This is a genomic window from Raineya sp., assembly GCF_053497555.1.
In genome coordinates this window covers 1-12130 of record NZ_JBRCWE010000003.1, presented here as the reverse complement: position 1 = coordinate 12130, position 12130 = coordinate 1, and the positions used below count along the sequence as shown (strand labels likewise).

At 37.2% G+C, this 12130-nt stretch carries 10 protein-coding genes; 5 read left to right on the top strand and 5 right to left on the bottom strand.

The window, feature by feature from the left end; all coding sequences use genetic code 11:
• Window positions 1-36 precede the first annotated feature (36 nt).
• Complete coding sequence (locus tag ACWITO_RS00160) at window positions 37-909, bottom strand: 1-aminocyclopropane-1-carboxylate deaminase/D-cysteine desulfhydrase (RefSeq protein ID WP_448527978.1); 873 nt, start codon at window positions 907-909, stop codon at window positions 37-39.
• Between the two features lie 47 nt (window positions 910-956).
• On the opposite strand from ACWITO_RS00160, the gene ACWITO_RS00155 reads away from it, so the two are divergent.
• Entirely contained in the window at window positions 957-1370 is a 414-nt protein-coding gene (locus ACWITO_RS00155; RefSeq protein WP_448527977.1) for a globin domain-containing protein, read from the top strand.
• 5 nt (window positions 1371-1375) lie between these two features.
• Here ACWITO_RS00155 and ACWITO_RS00150 read toward each other — a convergent pair whose 3' ends face one another.
• The 3 genes from ACWITO_RS00150 to ACWITO_RS00140 all read right to left on the bottom strand — a co-directional run bounded on the left by ACWITO_RS00150 (window position 1376) and on the right by ACWITO_RS00140 (window position 6655).
• The gene (locus ACWITO_RS00150) at window positions 1376-2461 is read right to left on the bottom strand and encodes a tetratricopeptide repeat protein (protein WP_448527976.1); all 1086 of its coding nucleotides are present in this window, start codon (window positions 2459-2461) and stop codon (window positions 1376-1378) included.
• A gap of 150 nt (window positions 2462-2611) precedes the next feature.
• The gene (locus ACWITO_RS00145; RefSeq protein WP_448527975.1) at window positions 2612-5029 is read right to left on the bottom strand and encodes an alpha-ketoacid dehydrogenase subunit alpha/beta; all 2418 of its coding nucleotides are present in this window, start codon (window positions 5027-5029) and stop codon (window positions 2612-2614) included.
• A 63-nt stretch (window positions 5030-5092) separates the two neighbouring features.
• Window positions 5093-6655 (bottom strand): acyl-CoA carboxylase subunit beta, encoded by a 1563-nt coding sequence (locus ACWITO_RS00140; protein WP_448528017.1) that lies wholly within the window; start codon window positions 6653-6655, stop codon window positions 5093-5095.
• Window positions 6656-6940: 285 nt separating this feature from the next.
• On the opposite strand from ACWITO_RS00140, the gene ACWITO_RS00135 reads away from it, so the two are divergent.
• From ACWITO_RS00135 to ACWITO_RS00120, 4 genes are read left to right on the top strand one after another with little or no spacing between them, the layout of a single operon-like run.
• On the top strand, window positions 6941-7612 hold the full coding sequence (locus tag ACWITO_RS00135) for a class I SAM-dependent methyltransferase (protein WP_448527974.1): 672 nt from the start codon (window positions 6941-6943) through the stop codon (window positions 7610-7612).
• A gap of 6 nt (window positions 7613-7618) precedes the next feature.
• Window positions 7619-8257 carry a hypothetical protein gene (locus ACWITO_RS00130; RefSeq protein WP_448527973.1) on the top strand — a complete coding sequence of 213 codons (639 nt, stop codon included), beginning with the start codon at window positions 7619-7621 and terminating at the stop codon, window positions 8255-8257.
• Window positions 8254-9843: a hypothetical protein gene (locus ACWITO_RS00125; protein WP_448527972.1), complete on the top strand. Its 1590-nt coding sequence runs from the start codon at window positions 8254-8256 to the stop codon at window positions 9841-9843. Before ACWITO_RS00130 ends, ACWITO_RS00125 begins: the two co-directional genes overlap by 4 nt.
• Window positions 9844-9848: 5 nt before the next feature.
• Window positions 9849-11123 carry a glycosyltransferase family 2 protein gene (locus ACWITO_RS00120; protein ID WP_448527971.1) on the top strand — a complete coding sequence of 425 codons (1275 nt, stop codon included), beginning with the start codon at window positions 9849-9851 and terminating at the stop codon, window positions 11121-11123.
• Between the two features lie 178 nt (window positions 11124-11301).
• On the opposite strand, the gene ACWITO_RS00115 is transcribed toward ACWITO_RS00120, so the two are convergent.
• Window positions 11302-12130 (bottom strand): DUF6268 family outer membrane beta-barrel protein (locus tag ACWITO_RS00115; RefSeq protein WP_448527970.1); only part of this gene is annotated, 829 nt, incomplete at its 5' end.

Sequence of the window (12130 nt, the reverse complement as noted above, 5' to 3'; positions counted from 1 at the left end):
TCTTGAAAACCTCGCAGATAGTGTTTGCGAGGTTTTTTATTCTCCAAAAATTCCCCCTGTATGCACCAAAAGCACCTTGCAGTTTTCAGAAAAGTATCCTTTTTGCAGTAAATCAAAAAAAGCAAAAAACATCTTTCCTGTATAAACAAACTCCGTAGGAATTTGAAACTTTTGCACAAAATTTTCTAAAAAACTCAAAAGTTCGCTTGTTTTTTTGGCATAACCACCAAAATGATAGTCTAAAAGCAATTCAAAAGGCTGGAAAGAAGTACCTTGAAGTAAATTGTATATTTCATCATACAAAAAGGACGCATTTTTCAGGACAGGGATTCCTAATAATCGGGTGTTTGTGCCGAAAAGGCTTTTGGCAAGCCCTGCAAGCGTTCCACCTGTTCCTACACAACACAACACATAATCAAAACTGAAAGAAAGTTGTGGTAAGAAATCCAGTATCTCACTCGTACCCTGCACTGCTAATGTATTAGAGCCTCCTTCGGGAATAAGATAAAATTTTCCAAATTTTTGTTCCAAATTGCGAATAAAATTCTCGTCATTTTTATTACGATAGCTCTGCCGACTAATAAAATGCAATACCATTCCCCATTTTTCGGCTTGTAGAAGTCTTTCGTTGAGCTTGAGTGGCTTTTCGCCTCTGATAACCCCAATGGTTTCAAATCCCCAACGCTCTCCTGCCGAAGCCACTGCCAAAATATGATTAGAATATGCTCCTCCAAAAGTCAGCAATCTATTCAAGCCTAATTTTTTTGCTTCTTGTAAATTGTATTTCAGTTTGAACCACTTATTACCCGAAATGTAGCTATCAATTTTATCCAAACGCAAAACATAGGTTTCTACTTTTTCTGTCAAATTTACCTTTTCTAAAAAATGTAAAGAGTTGATAAAAATCATAGCTTCGTTTTGAAAATACTTGTAACTTGTAAGAAAATGTAAGTCCTATGACAGCCGAACAATCTGCAATTATTAAGCAATCATTTCCCAAAGTTCTGGCAAGAACTCTTGGCAATGCCCAAATTCTTTACGACAAACTCTTTGAGCTTGCCCCCGAAACCAAAGAGCTTTTCAAAAATACTTCAATGGAACGACAATCGCAAATGCTTGTAGCGGCGATAGGAAAACTTGTCCGAAGTATTGATAACTGGGAAAGCGTAAAACCCGATTTAGAAGCCCTTGCCAAACGCCACGCAGGTTATGGCTTAAAACCCGAACACTTTGTTTCTTTCGGGATAGCTTTTTTGCATATGCTCAAAAGTATGTACGAAAACGAATGGAATAGCGGTTTGGAAGATGCTTGGAAAGCTATATATCAAAGAATTTCAGAAGTAATGGTTAGCACACTCTTTGCAAGTTGATAAACCTAATTCGGCTCTATGGCTTGCTGTGCTTTCCACAAAGAATCTTGCAGACGTTTCATTCGCTCTCGCTCCAATTTTTCTTTCAAGAAATACAATGCTTGGCGAGCTACTAAATCCTCGGCATCTTGCTTGGTAGCCTTCTGATAAAACTCCAAGGCAAGTTCGTTTTTACCTAATTTTTCATAACAAAGCCCCATAAAATAATTGATTTTCGGCAAAGCGGGTGCATACCGATAAGCATTTTCCAAGAAATTGAGTGCTTCTTGATATTTTTCTGCTTTGAGAGCCTGCTCACCCAAGAAAAAAGAAGCCTGATACAAACGATTGTTTTGCTGATAGGCTTTCAGAAAATATTTGGCGGCACTATCTTTTTCTTTAAGTTTTTGCAGAGCAAGGGCTTTTTCCAAAAGCAAACTATCGTATAAATTTCTTATTTTCAAGCCTTTATTTGCCCATTCTAAAGCCCTTGTAGGCTGGTTTTGCTGGTTATATAAGTGGCTCAGCAGTTTGTAACCTTCTGTATTAGTAGGGTTTTGCTCAATGGCTTTTTGCAAAAAATGATAGGCTTGCAAAGTATCATTTTTCAAAAAAGCGAGTTTTCCTTTGGCAAAAGTAAGTTGAGGGGCTTCGGGATAATTTTTTTCAAGTTTTTGCAAATATTTTTCTGCTTCTTGCCACTCGCTTTGCTCTACGGCAAAATGAAAAGCAAAAAATAAAGTCAGAAAGTCATTTTTTCCAATTTTCAGGGCTTGTTGCAGATTTTTTCTTGTCTCTGTAAAGTTTTTCAAGCCATTTTCGCATTGAGCTTTTAGCAAATAGTATTCTGCTTTTTCTACAAGTTCAAGAGCTTTTTGGGTAAAATCTTTGGCTTTGCTATACTCTTTCTGATGAAAATACCACAAAGCAAGCTGATAAGCCGTTACATCACTTTCAGGGTCATTTTCCCAAGCCTTTTGGAGCGTTTGCAAAGAAGCCAACGAAAAAAATGCATCTATTTGAGCATTTTCTCGCACCGCAAAACGGGCTTTCTGCTCTTGGCAAGCCCAAAACATCAAAGTAACTAAACAGCTAAAAATAGATTTTCGCAAAATATCCATTTATCGTACTCCACTAAAATTGCTTTGAAGTAGTTTCAAAGAAAAAATTAAAATTTGAAGTGTTGCCCAATTTATGAGTGGCAATATCACTATTAGTGATATTGCCACTTTGATAACTTAAAACTTTAAGAGAAAATCTTACTAGTACAATGCAGGAAACTTTTGTGGATTAGCCTCACTCATCATTGCATAGATTTTATCAAAGATGTCTTCGGCGTTGGGTTTAGAGAAATAGTCGCCATCGGAAGCATAGGCAGGGCGATGGTCTTGTGCGTGAATGGTTATAGGGGCAGAATCCAGATAGCGATATGCTCCTTGTACCTCTAAAACCTGTTGCATCATAAATGCCGAAGCCCCTCCTTCTACATCTTCATCAGCAAATACAACTCTATTCGTTTTCTTGACAGACTGCAAAATACTATGGTGTATATCAAAAGGCAAAAGTGTTTGCACATCAATCACTTCTACACTTATACCCACTTCGGCGAGTTGTGTGGCGGCGTCCATTGCTATTCGGCACATTGAGCCATACGTAACCAGCGTAACATCAGTACCCTCACGTAAGATTTCAGGCACTCCCAAAGGGATAGTAAATTCGCCCAAATTAAGTGGCATTTTTTCTTTCAAACGATAGCCATTCAGACACTCAATAATGAGAGCAGGTTCATCAGTTTGAAGCATTGTATTGTAAAAACCCGCCGCAATAGTCATATTACGAGGCACAAGTACCCGAATGCCCCGAATGGCGTGCAGAATCATTCCAATAGGCGAACCTGAATGCCAAATGCCTTCCAAACGATGCCCACGTGTGCGTATAATAACAGGGGCTTTTTGTCCGCCTTTGGTACGATATTGCAAGCAAGCCAAATCGTCAGACATAATCTGAATAGCGTAAAGCAAATAATCCAGATACTGAATTTCGGCAATGGGGCGTAAGCCTCGCATCGCCGCACCAATTCCTTGCCCCAGAATCGTACATTCGCGAATACTGGTATCAGTAATGCGAATTTCGCCAAATTTTTCTTGCAAACCTGCAAAACCCTGATTTACATCACCAATTTTGCCAACATCTTCGCCAAATGCTACTACCAAAGGATTATTTCGGAAAATTGCCTCAAAATTTGCCTGCAAAACTTCTCTGCCATCTACCATTTTGGCATCAGGGGCGTAGAGTGGCTTTATTTCTTTTACGTGTAAAGCGTTTTTGGCAGATTCGCTGTACAAAAAGGAGTTATATTCATCACGAGCCAATGCTTGCTTGCTTCTGAGCGTTTGGAGTAATTCTTTTTTGGCAAGTTCAGGCTCATTACGCAAAATACGTATAGCTTTTTTGAGAGCAACAATAGAATCTTTTTTGATAGGATTGACGGTACTTTTTAGCTCTTGCTTAACTTTCTGCAAAGACTCTTGGTAAGCAGGATTTTGAGCTATCGCCCAATCCAATGCTTTTTCAGTATCTTCCTGATAGCGTTTGATAGATTTCAGAAAATTATTCCAAGCCGTAGTTTTAGCCTGTTTTACACGCTCTTTTGCTTCTTCTTCAATGCGATTAAGTTCCGTGATAGTAGCTATGCCGTGTTCTAAAATCCATTCCTTGAACATTCGGTTGCAATCAAAGCTCATTTCCCACTCCAAGCGTTCTTTGGATTTGTAGCGTTCGTGAGAGCCTGATGTAGAGTGTCCTTGTTGTTGGGTAACTTCAATCACGTGTACAAGTACAGGTGTATGCGTTTCGCGACAGATTTTAGCGGCTCTCTGATATACATCAATGAGTTTGAGATAATCCCAAGCCTTTACTTTGAAAATTTCAAAGCCTTTTTGTTGAGGATTTTCCCGCTGAAAGCCTGCCAAAGCATCGGAAATACTATGTTTGATAGTGTGGTATTCTTTGGAAACAGAAATGCCGTATTCATCGTCCCAAACCGACATCAGCAGAGGCACTTGCAATACTCCTGCGGCATTGAGAGCCTCAAAGAACATTCCTTCGGAAGTAGAAGCATTGCCAATAGTTCCAAAAGCAATTTCATTTCCATTGTTTGAAAATTGCGAAAATCCACGCAATTCAGGATTAAGACGATACAATTTAGAAGCCCAAGCCAGCCCCAAAAGTCGTGGCATTTGCCCTGCGGTGGGGGAAATATCGGCTGATGAAATTTTGAGTTCAGTCAGATTTTTCCAAGAACCATCTTCATTGAGCAAGCGAGTAGCAAAGTGTGAGTTCATACATCTACCCGCCGATGCAGGTTCGTTTTCAATTTGCGTATCGGCATAAAGTTGGGCAAAAAAGGCTTCCAAAGTAAGCTCGCCAATAGCCATCATAAAGGTTTGGTCGCGGTAGTACCCCGAACGCCAATCGCCTGCTTTGAAGGCTTTTGCCATTGCAATCTGAGGCAATTCTTTGCCATCGCCAAAAATACCAAATTTGGCTTTTCCTGCAAAGACTTCTTTGCGTCCCATAAGACTTGCCTCTCGGCTTTCGCAAGCAAGTCGGTAATCGGCTAAAATATCTTCTTTCGTCAGGCTAATCCCCGTAGCCGTATTCTGAATGTAAAAGCTCATAAAATACAATGTTTGGAGTGGCAAAATTACACTTGAAAGGCAATATACCAAAAAAAATCTTTTTTACAAAGGAATATTGCCGTGTTTCTTTTTAGGCAATGAAGCAACTTTATTTTCAAGCATTTTGAAAGCCTTTATCAGCTTTTGTCGGGTTTGTGAAGGCATTATCACTTCATCAATATACCCTCGGAAAGCCGCTCTATAAGGATTGGCAAACTTTCTTTCATACTCTTCTATTTTTTCTTGAAGTTTGGCTTCGGGGTTTTCGGCTTCCATAATTTCTTTACGGAAAATGATTTCGGCGGCACCTTTTGCCCCCATTACGGCAATTTCGGCAGTAGGCCAAGCATAGTTCATATCTGCCCCTATGTGTTTAGAGTTCATCACATCATAAGCACCGCCATAGGCTTTGCGTGTAATAACGGTTACTCTCGGCACGGTAGCTTCGCAAAAAGCATACAAAAGTTTTGCCCCGTGATTGATAATGCCGTGCCACTCTTGGTCGGTACCGGGCAAAAAGCCTGGTACATCTTCAAAAACAAGCAGTGGAATATTAAAACAATCACAAAAACGCACAAAGCGAGCCGCCTTGATGCTGGCATTGATATCCAAAACCCCCGCCAGCACCGCAGGCTGATTGCCCACAATACCAATGCTTTTACCTGCCAAACGAGCAAAACCTACTACAATATTTTCAGCAAAGTTTTTATGCACCTCCAGAAACGAACCTTCATCTACGATACTTTCTATAATTTCTCGCATATCATAAGGCTGATTGGGATTATCGGGAATAATATCGTCAAGATGAGGACGCAATTCGTCATCTTTGCTGGTGTAAGCGTAAGCAGGCGAATCTTCCTCACAATTTTGAGGAATGTAGGAAAGCAGTTTTTTGATGGTTTCCAGCGTTTCAATCTCGTTGGCACAAGCAAAATGAGTAACCCCCGATTTGGTGCTATGCGTAGATGCTCCACCCAATTCTTCGGAAGTTACTTCTTCGTGGGTAACGGTTTTTACCACATTAGGACCTGTTACGAACATATACGAAGTGCCTTCGGTCATCAGAATAAAATCTGTAATAGCCGGCGAATAGACTGCTCCGCCCGCACAAGGTCCCATAATTGCAGAAATTTGTGGGATTACCCCCGAAGCGAGTGTATTTCGGTAGAAAATATCGGCATAACCCGCCAAAGAAACTACTCCTTCTTGGATTCTTGCTCCTCCCGAATCGTTCAAGCCAATCACGGGGGCACCGTTTTTCATTGCCAAATCCATTATTTTGCAGATTTTTTCGGCATACGCCTCCGAAAGCGAGCCACCAAAAACCGTAAAATCTTGCGAAAATACATACACGAGCCTTCCATTGATAGTACCATAACCCGTAACTACGCCATCGCCTAAATAATGCTGTTTATCCATACCGAAATCGCGGGCTCGGTGCATTACAAACTTGCCAATTTCTTCAAAAGAACCTTTGTCTAAAAGCAATTCTATACGCTCACGAGCTGTGAGTTTGCCTTTTTTGTGTTGTGCTTCAATTTTATCTTTTCCACCTCCCAAGAGGGCTTCAGCATTTTTTTCTGCTAAAATCTGATATTTTTCAGCTTTGGTTTTTCCTGATTCCATCATTTTTGCAAAAGGTTTTTTGCCAAAAATACAAAAAGGTTATTATTTTTGCGTAGCAAAGTAAAAATTTTCATAGAAAATCTTTCACAGAGGCAAATTTTCATAGTTTTACTTTGAAAAAATTTATCTGATGTTTTGCATAGTAGCAATAATGTCCTAGTTGAAAAAGAGTTTTATCTTTTTGCTGAAATTACATTAGCACCAGTTCAAAGTCATTGCAAGTCTTATTTTTAGCTTATGAATATTCTTTCAAGACACCAACAAACTTGGAGGCAAAAAAAAATTTTGAGAATAATCTACGAGGAGTGGTATCGCAAAATTATTAAGGATTTAATCAATCATCCCAAAACTTTGGAGTTGGGAGCTGGTACGGGTAACTTCAAAGAATACAAGCCTGATGTAATTTCAGCGGATATAGACCCACAGCCTTGGTTAGATATGTGTTTTGATGCACATCAGATACCTTTTCAAGATGGTGAGGTTGGCAATATTGTACTTATAGATGTTTTTCATCACTTAGCCAATCCTATTTTATTTTTAGAAGAAGCTCATAGGGTTCTTTGTAAAGGAGGACGAATTGTTATGTTGGAGCCTTTTCCTTCTGCGTTTTCATTACCTATATACAGGAAGTTTCACCCCGAGCCTTTTATTATGAATATAGATTATTTTTCAAAACAAGGTTTGGAGCAAAAGGATCCTTGGGACTCAAATCAGGCTATTCCCTTTCTAATTTTTTTTAAGCACTACAAAAGTTTTTTGGATAAATTTGGTGAAAAGTTTAAGATTATCAAGAAGGAAAAATTAAGTTTTTTGCTCTATCCTGCCTCTGGCGGATTTGAAAATAAAGCAATGATTCCAGATTGGTCTATTCCTTTTTTTCAATTTATTGAAAAAATTTTATATCCGCTTCGCTCTCTGCTGGCTTTTAGATGTTATATCGTTTTAGAAAAAAAATAATAACTGATGAAACCTCTGGGAAAACTTCTAAAAAATCTTTTTCTTTTATGGCTGATACAGGTTTGTGCTTGCTTTAGCATTCTTTGGATAGATTGGCAGATGAAATCCGTTGTAATTATTGACGGCGAAGATGATATTCCAACTTTTCCCCGAAATTTTTTTCCAGAAATACAATTTTCACTTTTTTTAGGCATTTTTCTAATTTCTATTCTACTTTTTTATCTTTTTCTGAAACTTAAAAAGCATAAAGAAATATACATTCAGCAAAAATATTTTGTACTTTTTATTTTTATTGGTTTAGCTTGTTTTTATTTTGCAATATTGGATATTCTCAATAACTATCAAGCCCTCAATGTTTTGAGTTATCAAAAATACACCTCTGCTCAAATAGTTAGCGAAATTAAAAATATTCCTGATTATCAAGGCGATGATTTCATATTTTTCAAATCTGGCAAAATTCAAAGCAAAGATATGCTTATTCAGAGTGTTATTAAGCAAATGTATATTGTTCCTGATAACTTAAACTACATAAAACAACTTACAGCAAAAAGTGATAAACCAGAAGCATACTGGATATACAAAATAGCTATTTACCACTATATTCAACAATATCCAGAAAAAACTAGAAAAAATGCAAAAGAATGAAACTGCTAAAAATTTTTGTTTTTTGGGTACTTCCTCTGATTTTTGGATACACTCTTTATTTGGCAAAAGCATCTTTTACCGATTTTCATACAGGCTATAACTCCGACCCAAGCTATGTGTATCTTATCAATGCCACTAATTTAGCTTACGGGAAAAATCCTCAACACGTAGATCATCCTGGTACAACCTTACAGTATCTCGGTGTAGTTGTTATTAGAACGTTATACTGGATAGACGGAGAAAAAAGCACCTTAGCCGAAGATGTTTTGACTTACCCTGAAAAGTATTTACATACATTTGCCAATGTTATTATTGTTCTAAATGTATTGGCTTCTTTTGTAATAGGTTGGATAGCTTATCATTATACTCAAAAGCTCTGGATAGGTATTTATTTACAACTTACCCCTTTTTTATTCCTGCATATTGCGGCATTTAATATACCCAGAGTTGCCGCTGAATCTCTATTATGGATACACAGCACTATCATTGCTCTTTACTGCATTCTTTTTTATACACAAAAGGAACGATTTTTAGATACAACCAAGCAGATTTGGGGCTTTTCTTTGGCAATAATTTCAGGTATTGTTACTAAAATCACATTAGCTCCATTAGGTTTATTGCCATTTTTCTTTTTGAAAAAGAAAAATGACAAAATGTATTATGTATTGGTTTGCATAGTATTATTTGCAATTTTAGCTATGCCAGCTTTATTTTCTCACGAATACTTCTACTTTTGGGTTAGAGGGTTGCTAATTAGGTCTGGGTACTACAATTCAGGAGAAGCCAATTTTCTTAATTTTAATATGTTCAAAGAAAATATTAGAGATTTATTTAGTACCCAAGGCTCTTACTTCATAATCGCATTTTTAAGTAGTTTTATAGTATTTTTAGCTTGGATACAAAAAAAGAGCGAAATAGATGAAAGCATTAGGAAAAAATTACTACTTTGCCTGTTAGCTTTTGTATGTATCAACATAATTTATTTAATTTTTATAGGCAAACACTATCAATATCGCTATGCACTGCCACTGCTTTCATTTGGTTATTGTTTTTTGGTAATATTTTATATGTTTTTATCAAGGATTTTCAAATGGTACTGGTTAGTAATGCCCTCTGTGATAACATCAATATACATCATTTCGCATCAAAAACAACTATTTCAAGAAGAATTAGTCAATACCAAAAATGAGGTTATTAAAAGAAAACAGATTCAAGAAAATGCTCTTAATGAGAAAAATGCTATCATTCTATATTATTATCCTTGTTCTTCACCCAAATATGCTCTTGGATTTGGACTAGGTTATTCTGGTGCTATGAAAGTAAATTATAGAAATATCTTAAAAAAAATATATCCTGATTATTTAGAATTCAATATTTGGAATAATTGGTGCTATAGTTGGGGAGAACCAATTAGTATTGATGAAATTATATCTAAAAACAAAAGAATTTTGATGGTGGGAGGGGCTATAACCACTTCCCCGCTAGAAATTAGAAAAAATGATACTGAAATTTTGAGCTTACCTATTAGATTGGTAATGGAAAATGGTTCAGGAGAATTTATCTATGAGATTTTACACCAAAAATAATAAATATGAAAAAATACCTGTACAAATTGTTAGCTAAATACATCAGCTTCTACATCAGACCCAACGATAAAGTGTTTGAGATAAAACCTAAAAACAATTTGTTACAAAAAGAGTTAAATTGTAACGAGTATGTATCTGGGGAAAACGTTGTAGAAATTCCTCCAAGCACGGAATATGTGATTTTGAATGGAACACTCCATTACGAAGAAGATATCCAAATCCTTTTAACACAAATATACCATAAAATTAACGCAAATACACGATTGATACTTGTTTATTATAGTGCTTTGTGGTCTCCTTTAATAAAATTAGCATCTTTTCTGGGGTTACGTAAAAAAACGCCTTCAATGAACTGGATAACTCACGAAGATGTACAAAACTTTGCCTTATTGTCTAATTTTGAGATAGTTCAAAGAAACCCTAGAATTCTTTGTCCCGTCTTTATTCCTGTTCTTAGCTATATTCTAAACAAATGGTTATTGCCTCTACCCTTTTTTCGTCTTTTTGGTTTATTAAATGTTGCTGTCTTGCGTCCCAGACTAAAAAAGACATTAGAGAATGCATCTGTATCAATTATAGTAGCGGCACGTAATGAAGCAGGCAACATAGAACAAATTGTTCAAAGATTACCTAAAATGGGAGAAAATGATGAGTTGATTTTTGTTGAAGGTGGTTCTTCAGATAATACTTGGGAAGAGATACAAAGAGTTCAAGAATTGTACAAAAACAAGATAAAAATTCGCTCAGCAAAGCAAGATGGTAAAGGGAAAGGCGATGCTGTTAGAAAGGGGTTTGCTATGGCAGAGCAAGAAATACTTATGATTTTAGATGCCGATATGACTGTTCCACCGGAAGATTTGCCTAAATTTTATGCAGCTATCAGAAATGATTTAGGTGAATTTATCAATGGAAGTCGTTTAGTGTATCCAATGGAAAAAGAGGCTATGAGATTTTTTAATTTAATTGGGAACAAATTTTTTGCATCTGCTTTTTCTTTTACTTTAAGCCAATCCCTAAAAGATACTTTATGTGGAACAAAAGTTTTATCCAGAAGTAATTACCAGAAATTAGCTGCCAACAGGGCTTATTTCGGAGAGTTTGACCCCTTTGGAGATTTTGACCTACTTTTTGGAGCTTCACGATTAGGGCTCAAAATTATTGAGCTACCTATCAGATATAAAGCCCGAACTTATGGAACAACAAACATCCAAAGATGGAAACACGGAGTTATTTTATTGAGAATGCTGCTGTTCGCTATGACAAGAATTAAGTTTCTATGAAGCAATATAAAGAGAGGAATGAACTTTATGACAGGAAAAACGTATATCAAGAGTTCCTAATACTCGGTAAGATATGTGAGTAAAAATAACTCAAATCACTCAAAAGCAAGTAGCTATAAAAACCAAAACGACCACAGCTATTTCAAGGTGTGGTCGTTTTAATAGCTTTTGTCTTTTCTTATGGACTTACCAAGTAAATACCTACACTCACATAAGGAGTATTGCCAATATCGTTGTTGAGCAAGAATTTCTTATTAAATAGCCCTTCTTTTACATCGCGAGCTTCGGAAAGGTTAAACTTGTAATTGTAGCGAAAACCTGCTTGCACTGAAATCCAAATAAAGTTTTTCAGAGCTTGCTCATAAATAGCCCTGATTTTTACTTCCGAGCGGCGAAGTTGCAAATCGTCATAAGGACGCAAATCTGAGCCTACTTGCGTGCTTACATTGCTAATATGATAAGAGTTTCCAACAATTTCATAACCCAATTGCAAAAGAGATTTGGGTGAGAAATTTCTACGGAAATGCAGACGTGCAGGGAAAAGCACTTCTATACCCCAGCGGTCATTGAAAGTGCGGTTGTAAAGCAAAATGGGAATATGCAAAGTTTCGCCCCCACGATAGGTGCGTGTAACCCCAATCCCCCACATAAAGCGGTCGCTTTTTTTCCAACCATATACAAAAGCCCCACTAAACGTCAGCCCACTACTAAAAGCCGTACCTAGCTCACTGGATTTGAAATCGCCGTTTATATCGGCTTGTGCCTGAAAAATCATAAAACGGCTTTCGTTGAGCGGCTTGAAAATAGTGGTGCCAATACCCCCTGTACGCAAACCTCTATCATTGAGGCTTTGGTACAGACTATACCCTTTGGGGTCTTCAATAATAAAACGACTTTCCTGATATTGAGCAGTTAGGCTCACTATTAGGCTGGATTTGGAAATAATCGGATAATTTACGTTTAGATGTAAGCCGTGAACAGCCTGCACTTTTACATCATCGGGGCTA